Consider the following 17,296-nt stretch of genomic DNA (forward strand, 5'->3'; position numbering starts at 1 on the left):
GGTGACGGATGGTGTCGCTTGCGGCGTTGCGGAAGCAGATGACGTCGGCCGCGTTGGTGCGGGCGCAGATGGCGTCGCCTGCGTCGCGGTGGCGGATGGTGTTGCTAGCGGTGTCGCGGGCGCGGATGGTGTTGCGGACGCGGACGGATTGGTGCGCGTTGTGGGGGTGGCCGACGGCGTTGCGGGCGCGGATGGTGTCGCCTGCGTCGCGGTGGCGGATGGTGTTGCTTGCGGTGTCCGGGACACGGGCGTTGTTGCGGACGCGGACGGATTGGTGCGCGTTGTCGGGGTGGCCGACGGCGTCGCGGTGGCGGATGGTGTCGCCTGCGTCGCGGTGGCGGATGGTGTTGCTTGCGGTGTCGCGGGCGCGGATGGTGCTACGGACGCGGACGGATTGGTGTGCGTTGCCGGGGCGGCGGATGGCATCACTTGTGGCGTTGCGGGCGCGGATGGTGGTCGCTGTGTCCCCGCGGGCAGGGGTGCCTGGGTGGGTGCCGGTGGCGCTGGTTGCGTGTGTGAGGGGGAGCCGGACGCCGGTGGCTTTGAGTCAGGGTGTGTCGCCTCGACCTCTGCCGTGCATGGTGGACTGGTCGTGTCCGCCTGATGCGGTGGACCGGCAGCGCTGGGTTGAGACGGTGGACCGGCCGCCCCCGTTTGAGACGCTGGGCCGGTTGCGTCCGCCTGAGGCGGTGGACCCGCCGTGCCGGTCTGAGACCGTAGAGCGGCCGCCCCGATTTGAGACGCTTGGCCGGCCAGCCCGGCCGCGCCCGCCTGAGACGCCAGCCCGGCCGGATCGGCCTGAGACGCCAGCTCGGCCGCGCCCGCCTGAGGCGGTGGGCCGGACGCACTTGCTGGGGGAGATGGGCCGACCGCGCGCGTCGGGGGTGTGGTGGTCATCGGAGGGCGCCGGAGAGGCTCAGGATGTCGATGAAGGCGTCGATCGTGGCGGGCACCGGCCAGGCGGGTTTGCGCATGCCGGCGAGGTCGGAGGCGGCGCGGGCGGCGACGTCGGGGACGCCGGCCTCGACGGCCTTGCTCAGGACGGTCCAGCCGGCTTCCCAGCGCTCGCGGGTGGTGTTGCTCTGGACGGCGGAGACGACGGCGGTGAGGAAGGCGAGCTGGCGGTCGCCGCGGGCGGGGAGCTGGAAGGCGTCGGGGTTGGCGAGGACGCGGTTGGGGTCGGGGAGGTCGAGCTCGTCGAGGTAGTTGACCAGCTCGAGGCCGGCGCCGTCGCCGATGGCGCCGACGAGGGCGGTGGACAGGGCGGCGCGGCTGGCGTCGCTGGCCATGCCGAACGTGAGCAGGCGCAGCGCCATCTCCCAGGTGCGCGGGGACGGCCAGGCGCCGCCGCGGGCCTCGGCGTCGGCGGGCAGGTGGTGGGCGAGGCCGGGGCGGGCGGTGAGGAACCCGGACAGCGTGCCGCGGGCCCTGGCGAGCGCCGACGCGCCCTTGCGCGGGTCGACGCGGGGGATGTCAGCGGTGGGCCAGGTGCCGGCGAGGCCGCGGGCGACGACGGCGGGGTCGTGGGTCCAGTGCAGGTGGACGAACCGGTTGGCCAGGGGCGGGCTGAGGTGCCAGCCGTCGGCGGCGCTCGCCGGTGGGTTGGCGGCGGCGACGACGCGGACCGCGGGCGGGAGCTCGAGGCTGCCGACGCGCCGCTCCAGGACGACGCGCAGCAGCGCGGCCTGCACGGCGGGCGGGGCGGAGGACAGCTCGTCGAAGAAGACCAGCCCATAGCCGCGCTTGGCGAGCCGGACGGCCCAGTCGGGCGGGGCCATCGGCACGCCCTGCGTGGCGGGGTCGTCGCCGACGACGGGCAGGCCCGCGAAGTCGGACGGCTCGTGGATGCTGGCGATGACCGTCTCCATCGGCACGTCGAGCCGGTCGGCGAGCTGCTGCAGCGCCGAGGACTTGCCGATGCCGGGCTCGCCCCACAGCAGGACCGGCAGGTTGGCGGAGACGGCCAGTGCCAGGGCCTCGAGCTGTGTGTTGTCGCGTCGCTCCACGCGGGTCGAACGCGTCGCGGCGAGCAGCTCGTCGGCCGCGGCGAGCAGGGTCAGCGCCGTTGGTTCTGCGGTCATGCGCGACACGGTATCCCCCGGGTACGACAATTCCGCGACCCGATTTCCCCAAGCAACGCGACCCGGTCACCCCAAGCAACGCGACCCGATTTCCCCAAGCAACGCGACCCGGTCACCCCAAGCAACGCGACCCGATAGCCCCCGGCAACGCGACCCGATCACCGACCCGATCGCCCCCAGCAGCGCGACCCGGTCAGCCCAGGAACGACAGCTCGTCGAGCCGCCCCGAGACCCGCGCCAGGTCGGCCCACCCGAGGCCGGCGAACGTGACGGCGTCCACGTCGGCGCCCATCGTCGCCAGCGCCCGGATCGTCCCGGCGGACCCGCCGTGCGCCACCCCGAACAGCAGCGGCGTCATGCCGGACGCGTCGCGGGCCTCCAGGTCGAGGCCGGCGGCGAGAAGGTCCAGCAGCAGCGTCTCGGCGTCGGGCACCCACGCGAGCAGGTGCAGCATCGTCCTGCGGTTGCCGTCGCGGAAGTACGGGTCACCGCCGCCCGCCAGCCACGCCGACAGGGCCGGGGCGTCGCCGTGGCGCGCCAGTCGTACCAACGCGGCATGACGCAACCGGAGCTGCTTCGGCAACGCGGCCAAGGGGTCGTGCCAGCCCGCGTCCGCGGGGTCGGTGAGCCGCCAGGCGCCGTCGCGGCGGACCCGGACGGGGCCCGTGTCCGGCACCGGCGACGGCGGCATGCACCGCAGCTCGGGGAAGAGGGCGGCGCCGACCAGCGGGTGCAGCGCGCTCGCCGGCAGCATCCCGAGGCGGACGAGGTCGACGTCGGCGGGCCGTTCGACGAGCGGCGCCGGCAGCCGCAGCCCTGCCGCCTCCGGCGAGGGCGAGCCGCTGACCGTCATGTCGCGGATCAGGGTGGTGTACGCCCCGTCCACGTGATCGATGAGCGCCTCCGCCGCCCCGGCCGACCGGATCGCGGCGGGCAGCCCGGTCAGGTCGAGCCGCCACGTCCCGCGGGCCGGTCCGCGCGACGGCGTGCGGACCGACGCGCGCAGGTCGGACCGGCGCTGCAGGAGCGGCTGGAGGTCGAAGCCGGCGAGCCGCCACGCCCCGATCCAGTCACCGGCGTCCTGCAGCGTGATGACGTGCTCGGCGAGCCCCCAGCGCTCCGGCGGCAGCCGGTGTCCCGCGCCGTCGAGGAACGGCACCGGCCTCCCGCCGCCGAGGATGCCGGTGTACCGGTCGTCCCACAGCGCCCGGCTGTACACCAGCGAACTCCGCGACGAGCCGGCCGGCACCGCGCCGTAGCGCAGCGACAGCCGCTCGGGCTCGCGCCGCCGCACGAACAGCGCGCGGTCGCCGTGACCGCTCAGGACGGTGACGGGCCGGGCCGGGTCGAGGTGCCAGCGCAGCAGGTCCGGCACGAGGTGCCGCAGGTCGTCCTCGACGCGCGCCGCGACGTCCCAGCCGTCGCCGCGCCCGATCCCCGCCAGGTCGAGGTCGATGTCGACCCTGGCCGCCGCGCACGCACCGCGCCAGTCCCCGGCGGCCCGCCGCTCCGCCGCCGCCTCGATCATCCACGCCGGCACCCCGAACCGCCGCGTCCACCGCGCGGCCGCCAGCTCACGCCGCCACATCAGGCACCACCCCGGCCCGGACAGTGATCGAGGCGCAGGCGTCCGGCCTCGCTTCCCGGGAGACCGGTCGGCCTGTCAAGGCACCGGCTGCGGGCGGAGCCGGTGGAGACAGAGCCCCGCCAGGCCGAGCTCCTGCCCGACAAATACGAAATGTCGGATAAATCCGGGCGCTTGCGCCTGGATTTATCCGAGGAGGGGCCGATTGGTCGACGGAGTAGGTTGCTGCCGGGGTGAGCGAGCCGGGCCGCGGTCACCCACCGGATCATGGCCGGGAGCACGGCGTACCGGAGGATCATGTGCAGCCCAGCTCCTCCAGGGCCCGGATCGCCGCCGGTGTGCCGCCGCGGTCGCGGGCGTGCTGGAGCGGGGTGAGGCCGGCCTTGTCGCGGGCGTGCGGGTCGAGGCCCGCGTGCCGCAGCCGCGCGACGACCGGCCCGGGGTCCGGCAGCCACGCGAGCAGGTGCAGCAGCGTCCGGCCCTCATGGTCGCGCAGGTGCGGGTCGAGGCCCGCGTCGAGCCACGCGACGATCGCCGGCCCGTCGCCGCTGACCGCGTGCAGCACGATGTCGCGGCGGCGCAGGCGCAGCGCCTTCGGCGTCCACGCGTCGGGGTCGCGCCAACCGGCCTGCGCGGCGAAGCATCCGCGCAGCGGCGCCCCGCCGAGCGCCCGCAGCGCCAGCTCGCGCCGCATCTCCTCGGCGGTGTGCTCGTGGCTGCCGAGGATGTGCCACTCGCCCTGGCACCGCACCCGGACCGGCGCCAGGTCGGGGACCGTCTCGGGCGGCCCGTCGAAGAGCCCGGCGAGGTCGGGGAAGAGCGCGTCGCCGACGAGCGGGTGCAGGTGCTCCAGCGGCAGGATCCCGTGGCGTACGAGGTCGAAGTCCACCGCCCGTTCCGCGCGCACGACCGGCACCATCGGCGGCAGGGGCGACGACGTGCCGTACGAGACCCGCAGGTCGGCGTCGACGGTGAGCGAGGTGTCCGGGGAGAGGCCGAGCGGGACGCCGGCCCGGTGCCGTCCCGCGGCGAACACGGCGGCGACGGCGGCCCGCAGCCCGGTGAGGTCGTGCCGCCGCTCGCGCATCGCTCTGCCGACCCAGCGTCCCTTGCCGATGGCCGCCTGCAGCGGCCCGACGTCGAACCCGGCGAGGGTCCAGGCGGCGGCCCAGTCACCGGCGTCCTGCAGGGCGATGATCCGCTCCGGGCCGCCCCACGCCGCCTCCGGCAGGCGGTCGCCGGACGCGGTGAGGAACGGCAGGTGCCCGTCGTAGCCGCCGCAGCGGTCGAGCAGCTCGCCGGTGCGCCGGCTGTCCCACCGCTCACGGGCGCCGTCGAGCGCGAACGGCGGGTAGCCGTCCGGCTCGGCGAACCCGAGCTCGAGCCGTTGGCTGGGCGTGCCGGGGTGCCGCCGCCGGACCAGCAGCGCGTGCCGCCCGTGCGCCGCGAGGGTCACCGCGCCCGGCGCCGGTGTCTGGAACAGGTGCCAGCGCAGCAGGTCCGGCGCTAGGTGCAGCAGGTCGTCCTCGACCGCGGCGGCGACCGCGGCGCCGTGGTCGCGCCCGATCCGGGCCAGGTCGAGGCCGACGTCGACGCCGGCCGCGTCGCACGCACCCCGCCAGTCCCCGGCGAGCCGGCACCGCGTCGCCCGCTCGATCATCCAGCGGGGCACCGCGAACCGCCGCGCCGTGCGCAGCGCCCTCACCGCGACTGCAGCAGGGTTTTCAGTTCGGGGCGGCCGAACCGGTCCAGGGTGTCGGCGACGGAGACGCCGTTGTCGTCCTCGCCGTCCGGGTCGGCCCCGGCGGCGAGCAGGGCGCGGACGAGCTCGGCGGATCCGGTGTCGTACACGGCGGTCTGCAGCGGCGTCATGCCCCGCCGGTCCCGGGCGTGGACGTCGAGCCCGAGGCCGATCAGCCGGTCGAAGAGCGTCAGGTCGTCCGGCGCCGCCATCAGGCCGCTGATGTGGTGCAGCAGCGTCCGGCCGTGCGGGTCGCGGGCGTGCGGGTCGACGCCCGCGTCGAGGAGCTCCACGACGCCGGGCAGGTCGCCGTGCTGGGCCCGCAGCATGAGGTCGCGGCGCAGCTCGTGCAGGGCGCGGGGGAGCTTCGCGTGGGGGTCGCGCCAGTCCCGTTCGGCGGCGATGCAGCCGTGCACCTCGCCGCCGAGCGCGAGGAGGGCCTGCTCGCGGCGGCGCTCCTCGTCGGAGTGGGGGATCTCGAAGCGGCCGCCGGCCATCCGTACGTGATGCCACGCGCCGTCACGGCAGCGCAGCCGCGCCTCGGGCACCGCCGTCGCGCCCACCCGCGGCGAGGGTGCCTCGGCCTCGGGGAAGAACGCGGCGTGCACGAGTGGGTGCAGCCACGACACGGGGATCGTGCCGGTGCGGACGAGCTCGGCGTCGATGGGCCGCTCGTACGGGCGGGCGTCCAGGTGCCAGTCGGCGTCGCGGTCCCGGTAGCCGGTCCCCACCCACTCGCCGGTGAGCCGCTGGTCGTCGAAGCCGGTCAGCTTCAGCACGTAGTTCCAGCCGAAGACGATCCCGGCGGCGTCGGCGCGGCGGGCGCGGGCGGCGTCGAGGACGGCGCGGTGCTCGCCGAGGAACCCGCGCCACAGCCGCCGCAGGATCCGCGTGTTCCAGTGGCTGCCGTCGTCGGGCAGTTCGGGCACGTCGGCGCCGGCGGCCTGCCACGCCTCCCGGAACTGTCCGGCGTCGTGCAGCGCCAGGACCTGCTCCGTGTCCCCCCACGCCGCCTCCGGCAGCGGGCGGCCGGCCGGGTCGTGGAACGGCAGGTGCGTCCAGCCGCAGCCCTCGAGGAGCCGGCCGGACTCGCGGGCGTCCCAGAGGTGCCGGCGGGTCCGGTAGTCGTGCAGCGCGTGGAACGGCCGCGGGCCGTCGTCCCACTCCCAGTCGTCCCAGTCGTCGCTGTCGAGCGGCTCGTCGGTGGCGAACAGGCGCAGCCGCTGCGAGCCGAACCCGAGGCGGGTGCCGCCGACGTACAGCGCCGGCCCGTCGCCGGCCAGGTGCATGACCTGCCGGGCGTCCAGGTGGGTGTCACCGCGGGCCGGTTTGCGCGGCAGGTGCCAGCGCAGCAGGTCCGGGGCGAAGTGGGCGAGGTCGTCCTCGAACAGCTTCGCCTGGCCGTCGTCGAGCTCGACGTCGAGGTTCGCGGCGGCGCACGCGGCGCGCCAGTCGCCGGCGAGCCGGGCCTGCGTCGCCGCCCGGATCATCGACGGGGGCGTCGCCCAGCGCCGGATCCGCCGCCAGTTGCCGGCGCCCGCTCGGGTCAGGGTCGTCACCGGTACACGCTCACGATCTCGCTGCCCGGCTGCCTGTCGGCGGCCGGGAGCAGCGCGCTGATGGCCCGTTTCACGCGGCGCGGGACGTCCGGGCCGAGCGCGAGGCGGGTCAGGGCGGTCTGGGGGAGCGCCGCGAGGAGCGCCTTCGCGCCGCGGCCGCCGACGCCGGTGTGGCGCAGGTCGAGGCGGCGCAGCCGGGTGCCGGGCAGCGCGTCGGCGAGGAGCGCGGCGCCGTCGTCACCGACCAGGTTGTCGGTGGCACCGAGCACCCGCAGCGACTGGGGGCGGCTCAGGTCCAGGCTGTCCAGCATGGGCAGCCGTGGTGCGAGCCCGGCGACGGTGTGCGTGGTGAGCCCGTTGCCGCCCAGGCCCAGCGTCATGTCGCTGCCGTGCATCGCCTCGACGACCGGCAGGACGCCGTCGTCGCCCAGCCGGTTCGCGGCCAGGAACAGGCCGCGGACCCCGGCGTCACGCAGCAGCCGGGCGAGCAGCGGCCCCGCCGACGGGCCGAGGCCGTTGCCGCCGAGGAACACCCGGGTCACCGGGGCCGGCCGGGCGGCGAGCGCGTCGACGAGCACCGCCAGGCCCGCGGTCGTCAGGCCGGTGTTGACCAGGTCGACGGTGTCGATGGTCGTGTTGCGGCGCAGCGTCTCCGCGAGCGCCGAGACGCCCTCGTCGCCGAGCGGGTTGCGCTTGAGCCACAGCGCCCGCACCCGGTCGTCGCCGGCGAGCCGCTCGAACAACGGTGCGGCGCCGGCCGCGTCGATCGCGTTGCAGCCGAGGTACAGCGTCTCGACCCGATGCCCCTCCGGCAGGCCCTCGGCGAGGGCGGCGGTCCCCGGGGCGCCGAGCCCGTTGGTGCCCAGCAGCAGGTGCACGGCGTGCGGGGACCCGACGACCCGGTCGAGGACCTGGGTGACGCCGGCCGCGCCGAGGCCCTGCTTGCACAGGTCGACCCGGCCGTCGGGCTGCAGCGTGCCCAGCGGGAAGCGCTCGGTCTCCCGGACCGGCTCGGGGTCGCGCAGCCGTTGGAGGAGGGGAGACAGGCCGGCGAGGTCGGCCTGCGGCACGGCCGGCGCCGCGAGCACCGGGCAAGCGATGTCTACCACTGCACCACCTGGTAGTCCTTGAGGAAGACGCCGGAGATCCGGTCGCCGTGCACGCCGCGGATGATCGGGTCGTACACCCTGGCGGCGCCGTCGACCACGTCCAGCGGCACTCGGAAGCCCGCCTCGTGGAAGGCCTCCTTGGTGCCCTGCGGCCGCTCGTCGGTGACCCAGCCGGTGTCGACGCTGGTGACGTGGATGCCGTCACGGGCGTAGTCCTCGGCGATCGTGCGGGTCAGCATGTTGAGGCCGGCCTTGGCCATGTTGGTGTGCGGGTGCCGGCTGGTCTTGTTGCGGCGGCTGAAGCTGCCCTCCATCGCCGAGACGTTCACGACGTACCGGTCGGGGTGCGGCGACGCGAGCATCAGCGGGCGCAGCCGGGCGGTGAGCAGGAACGGCACGAACGCGTTGACGACCTGCACCTCCATCCACTCCCGCGGGGTGACCTCGTGCAGGTGCAGCACCCAGCTGTTGACGGGGCGCAGGTCGAGCTGCTCACCGGTCTCGTCGACCATGCCGGCGGGGAAGTAGTCCACTGTGGAGCGCAGCGCCGGGACCTGCGTCGCCGGGACGACCGGCACGCATTGTTCGAGCGATGCCTGCTCGGTTTCCGCCGCACGAAGGGACCGGTGGTACTCGTACGGCCGGGAGATGGTCTGGGCCGCGTTGTTGACGAGGATGTCGAGGTGGCCCCACTGCTCGGTGACCGCGTCGACGAGGCCCACGACGGCGGGCAGGTCGAGGAAGTCGACGCCGTGCACCCGCAGCCGGCCGCGCCAGTCGGCGAAGTCGCTCTCCGCGGCGAACCGGCGGGCCGCGTCGTGCGGGAAGCGCGTGGTGACGATGACGTCGGCGCCGTCGCGCAGCAGCTTCAGCGCCGTCTGGTAGCCGATCTTGATCCGCCCGCCGGTGACGAGCGCGCGCCGGCCGCGCAGGTCGCAGCGGGCCGTGCGGCGGGCCGTGTTGCCGGTCGAGCAGGGCCGGCACATCAGCGGATACGCCCGGTCGACCGTGCGGTAGTGCTGCTTGCACACGTAGCAGCGCCGGGCCCGCAGCAGTTCGTCGTCCTGCTCGGTGCTGCCGGTCAGCAGCCGCAGGTCATGGGCGTTGCTCTCGGCCTTGCGGGCGCTCTTCTGGTGTTTTTTGCGGCTCTTGTACGAACTGACGACCGCCTCGCGGACCGCCTGGGCCGACGGGTCGTCGTCGTCCGCGCCGTTGAGCGCGGCGAGCACACGCAGGCACGCCGCGACGTCGGAGGGGTCCAGACGAGGCACCGGCAGAGCCTAGCCCCTGGCCGCAAGGAAACGTGTGGGTGGACCGGCCGGAATCGAACCGGCGTCCTCCGCTCTGGCAAAGCGGTGCGTCGACCTCTGCGCTACGGCCCACCGGGGACGAGCATAGAGGGGCAGGGCCGGTCGGAATCGAACCGACGTCCTCCAGCGTGCTGTGCGGGCGCGACGACCTCTGCGCTACGACCCTGCCGGCGGGTAGCTTAGTACCCTCGTGCGCGGCTGGTAGAGCTGGTGCAGCACAAAAGTGTTGCCGTCGGGGTCGGAGAAGCTCGTGACCCGCGAGAACGGCCCTTCCTCGATCGGTCCGTCGAAGATGATGCCCCGCTCGGACAGCTCCTCGTAGGTCTTCTCGATGTCGTCGGTGTCCAGCACGATGCCGCGCAGCGAGCCCGCGGGCATGGTCTCGAACCAGGTGACGAGCGTGAACGCGGTCTGGCCGTGCTTCGGGGCCACCTCGACCCAGCGGCGGTCGCCGGAGTCGTTGTCGCTCACCAGCTCCCAGTCGAGCGCGTTGACGTAGAAGTCGCGTGCCCGGTCCTGGTCGCTCACCGGGATGGACACGATCTGCACGTGATCGATCGGCATGCCTTGCAGGGTACCGCCGGATGTGTCCGTCTCGTGGCGAATTGCCCCTCCTAGAGGAGGACCCATTCCGTGTGGACGGGCGAGCCGTCGGCCGGTTCGCACCGCAGTCGTACAGACCCCGCGACGACATCCTGGAAGCGGAACCGCCCCTCGTCGTCGACGTCGGTCTCGTGGCTGCTGCCGGTCGGGGACTCCAGGACCATCCTGGCCGGCACCGCGGGGGACACCGCGCCGACCACCTCGACGACGCCGGAGCGGGTCGTCGCCTGCACGTCGATCGTCAGCGAGCCGCCGAAGAACGACAGCAGCCGTGGCGAGCCGCCACCGCGGACCGCGACGAGCCGCTCCCGCGCCGAGTCGGCGGTCAGCTCGGCCAGGGCCGCGTCGGGGTCACGCCAGCCGATGCTGGCCCGTGCCGCCGCGAGCACGTCGTCGGGCAGCGGGTCGTGCCGGCCCGCGATCTCGCGCAATGCCCTCAGCACCTCTTCCTCCCCGATCATCGGGTCGGCCCTGCTTGTGTCCGTGGCGTCATGTCGAGGTCTGGTTGTGGTGCGGTCCGTTGTGGCCTCATGTCGAGCCCAATCTGCGTCGCAGCGTGCCCAGGCAGCGCTGCCGGGTCGGTCCGATGCTGCCGACCGGCACGTCGAGGGCCGCCGACACCTCGGCGTAGCTCGGCGGCGGGTCCGCGATGAGCACCCGCAACAGCTGCTGGCAGGGGCCGGACAGCGCGCTGAACTCGTGCCACAGCGCCTTGTCCCGCTCGTCGCGCAGCACCCCCGCGTCGAGGTCCTCGTCCTCGCCGGCGAGCGTGCCGCCGAGGATCCCGATGAAGTCGGTGGCCGAGCCGGCCGGCACGTCCCGCCCGCCGCGGCGCAGCAGCGCGAGCGCCTCCCGCCGGGCGGTGGTGGCCAGCCAGGAGCCGAGCCGGTCCGCGTCACGGATGTCGGCGATGTGCTCGACCAGCCGCAACCAGGTCGCCTGGCTGACGTCCGAGGCGTCGGAACGGCCGAGCTGGAAGCTGCGCGCGACCGACCAGACAAGGTTGGCGTATCTGTCCACGATGGACTCCCAAGCCTTGTGGTCGCCGGTGGCGGCCGCCCTCAGGACCTCGGCGTTTTCAGGCTCAGCCATGGTCTCGAAGGCTATCATCGCGCCCTGTCGGTGACGGGGTGCGGCGACCTGCGTGCCGCACCCCGTCACCCCCCTCCCCCTGGTAATGCTCCCGGTGTGGCACCGCTGTCCCCTGCCGTGGCTGCCGTGGCGCATACGATCACGCCAGCCCTGCGTAGCGGCCGTACCGGCGGGACGCGCCGGCGATGACCGCCTCCGCCGCCAGCCGGGCCGAGCCGGCACCGGGCAGCGCGTCGGCGATCGCCGCCGCGACGTACGGCGCCGCGAACGAGGTCCCGCTCCACCTCGCCCAGCCGTCGCTGAAGTCCTCGTGATGCACGAACGTGCTGGTGACGTCGGCGCCCGGCGCCACGAGCGTGATCCACGTGCCGGTGTTGCTCCAGTCGCTGATCCGCCGGCCGTCGTGCGCCGCGACCGCGACCACCCGCCGCCGCCACGACACGCTGGTGCCCGCGTACGCCGCCGGCCAGAACGGCCGGTCGTGCTGCCCGTCGTTGCCGGCAGCGGCGACCACCACCCGGTCGCCGCTGCCCAGTAGCTTCGTCAGCGCCGCCGTCAGCAGGACCGGCGGCCGGTCGTCGAGCGTGTAGCCGCCCAGCGACAGGTTGATGATCTGATGGTCGTACGCCTGCCGGAGCCCCGCGATCAGGTCGGTCTCCCGGCACACCCCGAACGTGTCGACGATCCTCACCACCCGTGGCCGGACGTGTGCGGACCTGGCGACCAGCACCCCGGCGACGAAGTTGGCGTGCCCGACGTCGCCGTCGCGCACGTCGTCGTCGCTCTGCATGCTGGACTCGAGGTCGTCGGTGACATACCGGTCCTTGGGCAGCGGGCTGTTGAGCCACACCCCGGTGTCCAGCACCAGCACCTCGACCTCCGGCACCGCACGGTCACGCACCGTGAGGCGCCCCGGCGCCGCCGGCCGCGGCGGGCCATACGGCCCCGCGTGCTCCAACGGCGTCGATACGAACACGTGATTCGGCCCGGCGGCCACTCTGGTGTCACCGGCCGCCTCGGCCTGGACCCGCACCCGCCTCGCGGCACGCGCGACGTCCAGGCCAGGCAACCGCACCCGCCGGAACCCCTCCGGGACATCCCCCTCCTCCACGATGTCCCGGACGGCGAAGCCCTGCTCCATGAACGCCTGACGAGCGGTGGCGAAGTGGTCGTCGAGCACCAGGAGCTCGTCCGCGACGAACCGCACCGGAGTGCCGTCCGCCCGGTCCTCGCGACGCACCCACCCCAGCCCGGCGAGCCTGCGGGCGCGTCGCGACCGCCACTGCTCCGAACGGGCGTCCGCTGGTGCCATGGGCTCTCCTCCTCACGTGGTCTGGGAACTAGAGGGCGGCAGTCGGCTTCCTGATACAAAAAACCCCCGCTGTTTTCTGTCGTACGTGGGCGGCATGATGATGCCCGTGGCGAGCAATGACCAGCAGACCGTGACCCGCGAGCTCACCGTCCTCGAAGTGACCGTCACCGGCCCGGCCGGTGAGGCGCGCTCACTGGTGCGGCCCGACGACACCGTGACCATCGGCCGCGACGCGGCCAACGACCTGGTGGTCGAGGGCACCCTGATCTCCCGCCGGCACGCCGAGGTGATCTGGAACGATGACGGCTGGTTCCTGCGCGACCTCGGCAGCCGCAACGGGACGTATGTCGACGGGGAGAAGGCCGCCTTCGTCGCCGCCGTCGACGGGGGAGCGGTGCACCTCGGCGCCGCGGACGGGCCCAAGGTCGCGTTCAAGGTCGTCACGATCACCGAGCCGGTCCCCGCCGCCCAGCCGCCGGTGCAGCGGGGCGCCGCCCTGCACGACGCGGCGGCGCTGATCCGCCTCGGCCGCGGCCCTGACAACGACATCGTCCTCACCGACCTGCGCACCTCGCGCAACCACGCCGAGCTGCGCCGCACCCCGACCGGGTATGAGGTCGTCGACCTCGGCAGCCGCAACGGCACGTTCCACAACGGCAAGCAGGTCACCCGCCAGGCGATGCAGCCCGGCGACATGATCTCCATCGGCCGGCACGAGTTCATCTTCGACGGGATGCGCCTGCACGAGTTCGAGGACGCCGGCCCGTCCTCCCTCATCGCCGACGACCTCACCGTCAGGATCAAGGACGCGATCCTGCTCGACGACGTCAGCTTCGCCCTGAGCGAGGGCAGCCTCCTGGCCGTCATCGGCCCCTCCGGCTGCGGCAAGTCGACCCTCGTCAAGGCCGTCGCCGGCCTGCGCCCCGCCACCCAGGGCACGGTCCGCTATGACGGCCGCGACCTCTACGCCGACTACGCCGAGCTGCGCTACCGCATCGGCATGGTCCCGCAGGACGACGTCCTGCACCGCCAGCTCACCGTCCGCCGCGCCCTGCGCTTCGCCGCCGCGCTGCGCTTCGCCGACGACGTGCCGCGCCAGGAGCGGCGCGTCCGCGTCGCCGAGGTGCTGCGCACCCTCAACCTCACCGAGCGCGCCAAGATGCGCATCGACAAGCTCTCCGGCGGCCAGCGCAAGCGCGTCTCGGTCGCCCTGGAGCTGCTGACCGAGCCGTCGCTGCTGTTCCTCGACGAGCCGACGTCGGGCCTCGACCCCGCGCTCGACAAGGAGGTCATGGAGGAGCTCCGCGACCTCGCCGACAAGGGCCGCACCGTGGCCGTCGTGACCCACAACGTCATGCACCTCGACCTGTGCGACCGCGTCCTCGTCCTGACCGTCGGCGGCCGCATGGGCTATTTCGGCCCGCCCGGCGAGCTGCTCTCCTTCTTCGGCGCCGAGGACTACGCCGAGGTGTTCCGCGAGGTCACCGCCAACGCCGACCACTGGATGCGGGCGTATCGCAGCTCGGAGCTCTACACGAAGTATGTGACCGCCCAGATCGCCGAGGCGCCCCTGCCGAAGCCCGCCGCGGTCGAGCGGGTGACCGTCCCGAGGCCCCGCGACCCCGCTTCCTCTGCCGCTTCCTCTGCCGCTTCGTCTGTTGCTTCGTCTGCCGCTTCGTCTGGTGCTTCGTCTGGTGCTTCGGGTGGTGTGGAGTCGCAGACCGCCGAGCAGACCATGCCGCAGCGGCCGGCGTCCCCTGCCCCTATCTCCGCCCCTGCCCCTGCCGCTTCTGCCGCGCCCGGTGCGCCGCCGGAGAGGCCGGCGCGGGCGGTCGGGCGGGCGCGGGTCAAGCTCGGCGGTGCGTCACTGCGCAGCAGAGCCCTGCACCCGGCGGCCCCGATCCGGCAGTTCCTCACCCTGTGCCTGCGCATGTTCTGGGTCATCGGCGCCGACCGCGGCCTGGCCCTGTTCACCCTCGGCCTGCCGCTGGCCCTGGCCCTGCTGACCCGCACCGTCCCCGGGGAGAACGGTCTCGCCCCCGGCCTCACCAAGTTCAGCCTCGAAGCCCAGCGCCTCCTCGTCGTCCTGGCCGTCGGCGCCGCCTTCCTGGGCACCGCCGCCGCGATCCGCGAGATCGTCAACGAGGCCACCATCTACAAACGCGAACGCGCCGTCGGCCTCTCCGCCGGCGCGTACCTGGCCTCGAAGGTCTTCGTCTTCGCCATCATCATCGTCGCGCAGACGGCCCTCTTCACCTGGCTGGCGCTGCTCGGCAAGAACCCGCCCAAGGACCCCCTGATCTTCCCCGAGCACTGGCTCCTGGAGATCAGCATCCCCGTCGCCCTGGTGGCCCTCGCCTCCATGGCCTTCGGCCTGCTCGTCAGCGCCCTCGCCAAGACCACCGAGCAGACCACCCCCGTCCTCGTCGTGGTCGTGATGGCCCAGCTCGTTCTCTCCGGCGGCCTCTTCGAGCTCCAGGGCCAGACCGTCCTGCAGCAGATCGCCTGGCTCTTCCCCACCCGCTGGGGCCTGGCCGCGGGCGCCTCCACCGTCGACCTCCAGTCGATGATCCCCTTCAAGGACACCCTCTGGGCCCACACCACGGGCGACTGGTGGCGCTCCGTCCTGATCCTGCTGCTCCAGACCACCGCGCTCATCGCCCTCGCCCGCCTGGCCCTCCGCCGCCTGGAGCCCGGCCGCCAGTAGTCCTCACCCACCACCCACACCCGCCGACCCTGCGCCACCACCGCATCGCACTGCTCCACCAGCCGCTGCGTGGCTCGTTCAGCCGCCGCGCCGCCTCGCCGACCGCTGCGTGGTCCGGCTGGCTGCCGCGTGGCTCGACTGCGTGCTGGCCGGCTTGGCTGGGTGCCGCGTCGCTGCAGTGGCCGCCGCGCCGCCTTGCCGACCGCTGCGTGGTCTGGCTGGCTGCCGCGTGGCTCGACTGGGTGCCGCGTCGCTGTGGTGGCTGCCGCGTGGCCTGGCTGGCTGGCTGCTGAATGGCTCGGGCGGGCGCAGCGTCGCTTCGCCGGGTGGTGCTTCGCCCGGGCGGTGTGCGGCTGGTCAAGCGCCGCTTCGGCCTGTATCGGTCCGGTCTGTGTCGCTGCAGGCCGCGGGCTCGGCCGGTGCCGCGTGGCTTGACTGGGTGCCGCGTCGCTTCGTGGGTGCTGTTCGGCGGGCGCCGCATGGGGCCGTAGCGGCGCCCGGCTTCAGCTTGCGTCGACTGGGTTCGGTTCGCGCCGTCCAGCGCTTGGCGTCGGCCAGGCGTACTACCCCCGTGGTGTCGATCGGGCAGCAACCCGTCGCGGCGCCGGTCAGGCGGCGAGGGGCGACCCGCATGGACCGAGCCTGCACGACTTCGGCCCGGTCCGGTCCGTGCCCATCGGTGCCGCTCTGACTCAGGCCTCGGTTCCTGGTGCTGCGCCCAAGGGCATCGACACGGCGCCGTCGCCCTCGTCCAGCGTCGATCAGATGGCGTGGCCGGCCCGCATGGGTCGAGCCCGCCCCGCTTCGTCCCCGCCCCTCGTTGCTCTGTGCCGCGCTGCTCGCCCCGTGCGGCCCAGCCCCGCCCCGCGCTGGCCGCCCCGAGATCTCCGGCCTGCGCTGCTTTCGTGCCGTACGCCGCGTGCTGGCCTGCCTCGTGCCGTGTCGTGCTGTCTGGTGCGGCCCGCTCCGTGCTGTGCCGATTCGGTTGAGGGCGCGCCGCTTCGACTTGCGTTGGTCCGGGCGAAGATCGAAGGACGGGTCTGGCTGTGGGGGTGACCGGATCCGTCCTTCGATCATCACGCTGGGGGAGACGCGAGCCTTGGTCGCGTTGGGTGTGGCGCGGGCGGCGGGGGTGGAGGGGCTGGGCGCGGCGGTAGGTTGGGGTTATGTCTGATGCGATCCGCGCCGAGACGGTGTACGTCGGTGACGAGAAGATTCAGGCCTACCAGGCCCGGCCGCTCGGTCCGGGGGCGTATCCGGGGGTTGTGGTGATCCATCACCTGCCGGGGTGGGACGAGTCGACGAAGGAGATGGTGCGGCGGTTCGCGGTGAACGGGTACCTCGCGATCTGCCCCAACCTGTTCTGGCGGGAGGCGCCGGGGGCGTCGCCGGATGATGCTTCGGCGTTCGTGCGGGGGCAGGGCGGGATCGCGGACGAGCAGATCATCAAGGACGTGCGGACGGCGGCGGACGCGTTGCGGGCGATGGACGGGCACAACGGCAAGGTCGGGGTCATCGGGCACTGCTCGGGTGGGCGGCAGGCGCTGCTGGTCGCGACGGCGATGCCGCTGGACGCGGCGGTGGACTGTTACGGGGCGTTCGCGTTGGAGCCGCCGCCGGCGTCGACGGGGCTGAAGATGACGTCCATCAAGGATCGGCTGCCTGACCTCGGCTGCCCGGTGCTCGGGCTGTTCGGCGACGACGACAGGAACCCCTCGCCGGCGGAGGTCGAGCGGCTCGCCGGGATCCTCGCCGAGCACGGCAAGCAGTTCGAGCGGCACAGCTACGAGGACGCGGGGCACGGGTTCTTCTCGCCGGACCGGCCCGGGTACCGGCAGAAGGCGGCGGTCGACGGATGGAAGCGGATCTTCGCGTTCTTCGACCGGCACCTCGACGGCAAGCGGCTGGAGGTCTGAGCATGTGCACGTACGACACCGAGACCGTCGAGATCGAGGGCAGTGCGAAGGGGCCGGACGGCTGGTTCGAGGTGACGCGGGCGGCGGTGTACGTCGACCACCCGCACCACGCGCCGTTCGGGCACACGCTCAACATCGACTTCGCGGATCCGGCGCAGGGGCCGGCGGCACGGGTCGCGGTCGAGCTGACCGAGGAGGCGGCCAGGGCGTTGATGGCCGCGATCCAGGCCGCGCTCGACCATGCGCCCGCGGGCCTGGCCAGCCGGAGCGCTCCGGTGTAA

The 17,296-nt window shown here is 73.7% G+C and carries 13 protein-coding genes and 2 tRNA genes; 3 read left to right on the forward strand and 12 right to left on the reverse strand.

The annotated features are described in order from the left end of the window. Nucleotides 1-893: 893 nt before the first annotated feature. The 12 genes from ACFY3L_RS12465 to ACFY3L_RS12520 form a co-directional block, all read right to left on the reverse strand. A complete protein-coding gene (locus tag ACFY3L_RS12465; protein WP_389322010.1) occupies nt 894-2,081 on the reverse strand; it encodes an AAA family ATPase in 1,188 nt (395 codons plus the stop codon). A 193-nt stretch (nt 2,082-2,274) separates the two neighbouring features. Beyond that, a complete protein-coding gene (locus ACFY3L_RS12470) occupies nt 2,275-3,669 on the reverse strand; it encodes a hypothetical protein (RefSeq protein WP_389322012.1) in 1,395 nt (464 codons plus the stop codon). A 292-nt stretch (nt 3,670-3,961) separates the two neighbouring features. Further along, nucleotides 3,962-5,371, reverse strand: coding sequence for a hypothetical protein (locus ACFY3L_RS12475; protein ID WP_389322014.1), 1,410 nt, complete (start codon nt 5,369-5,371; stop codon nt 3,962-3,964). Continuing rightward, on the reverse strand, nt 5,368-6,966 hold the full coding sequence (locus tag ACFY3L_RS12480; RefSeq protein ID WP_389322016.1) for an ankyrin repeat domain-containing protein: 1,599 nt from the start codon (nt 6,964-6,966) through the stop codon (nt 5,368-5,370). Before ACFY3L_RS12480 ends, ACFY3L_RS12475 begins: the two co-directional genes overlap by 4 nt. Continuing rightward, nucleotides 6,963-8,075, reverse strand: a complete 1,113-nt coding sequence (locus ACFY3L_RS12485) for a gala protein (RefSeq protein ID WP_389322018.1) — start codon at nt 8,073-8,075, stop codon at nt 6,963-6,965. The genes ACFY3L_RS12480 and ACFY3L_RS12485 overlap by 4 nt, the downstream gene beginning before the upstream one ends. Further along, a complete protein-coding gene (locus ACFY3L_RS12490; protein WP_389322020.1) occupies nt 8,069-9,346 on the reverse strand; it encodes an SDR family NAD(P)-dependent oxidoreductase in 1,278 nt (425 codons plus the stop codon). Before ACFY3L_RS12490 ends, ACFY3L_RS12485 begins: the two co-directional genes overlap by 7 nt. 35 nt (nt 9,347-9,381) lie before the next feature. Beyond that, nucleotides 9,382-9,457 (reverse strand) — tRNA-Gly (locus tag ACFY3L_RS12495). Between the two features lie 21 nt (nt 9,458-9,478). Then, nucleotides 9,479-9,551 (reverse strand) — tRNA-Ala (locus ACFY3L_RS12500). Next, nucleotides 9,542-9,949, reverse strand: coding sequence for a VOC family protein (locus tag ACFY3L_RS12505; RefSeq protein WP_389322022.1), 408 nt, complete (start codon nt 9,947-9,949; stop codon nt 9,542-9,544). Before ACFY3L_RS12505 ends, ACFY3L_RS12500 begins: the two co-directional genes overlap by 10 nt. A 50-nt stretch (nt 9,950-9,999) precedes the next feature. Continuing rightward, on the reverse strand, nt 10,000-10,449 hold the full coding sequence (locus ACFY3L_RS12510) for a hypothetical protein (RefSeq protein ID WP_389322024.1): 450 nt from the start codon (nt 10,447-10,449) through the stop codon (nt 10,000-10,002). Nucleotides 10,450-10,516: 67 nt separating this feature from the next. Next, the gene (locus ACFY3L_RS12515; RefSeq protein WP_389322026.1) at nt 10,517-11,080 is read right to left on the reverse strand and encodes an RNA polymerase sigma factor; all 564 of its coding nucleotides are present in this window, start codon (nt 11,078-11,080) and stop codon (nt 10,517-10,519) included. Nucleotides 11,081-11,219: 139 nt separating this feature from the next. Then, nucleotides 11,220-12,392, reverse strand: a complete 1,173-nt coding sequence (locus tag ACFY3L_RS12520) for a S8 family serine peptidase (protein WP_389322028.1) — start codon at nt 12,390-12,392, stop codon at nt 11,220-11,222. Between the two features lie 106 nt (nt 12,393-12,498). On the opposite strand from ACFY3L_RS12520, the gene ACFY3L_RS12525 reads away from it, so the two are divergent. The 3 genes from ACFY3L_RS12525 to ACFY3L_RS12535 all read left to right on the forward strand — a co-directional run bounded on the left by ACFY3L_RS12525 (nt 12,499) and on the right by ACFY3L_RS12535 (nt 17,296). After that, complete coding sequence (locus ACFY3L_RS12525) at nt 12,499-15,099, forward strand: FHA domain-containing protein (RefSeq protein ID WP_389322030.1); 2,601 nt, start codon at nt 12,499-12,501, stop codon at nt 15,097-15,099. 1,166 nt (nt 15,100-16,265) lie between these two features. Further along, nucleotides 16,266-17,015, forward strand: coding sequence for a dienelactone hydrolase family protein (locus ACFY3L_RS12530; RefSeq protein ID WP_389322032.1), 750 nt, complete (start codon nt 16,266-16,268; stop codon nt 17,013-17,015). 2 nt (nt 17,016-17,017) lie between these two features. Then, complete coding sequence (locus ACFY3L_RS12535; protein ID WP_389322034.1) at nt 17,018-17,296, forward strand: DUF6295 family protein; 279 nt, start codon at nt 17,018-17,020, stop codon at nt 17,294-17,296.

This window comes from Dactylosporangium sp. NPDC000521 (genome assembly GCF_042898305.1).
Lineage (GTDB): Bacteria > Actinomycetota > Actinomycetes > Mycobacteriales > Micromonosporaceae > Dactylosporangium.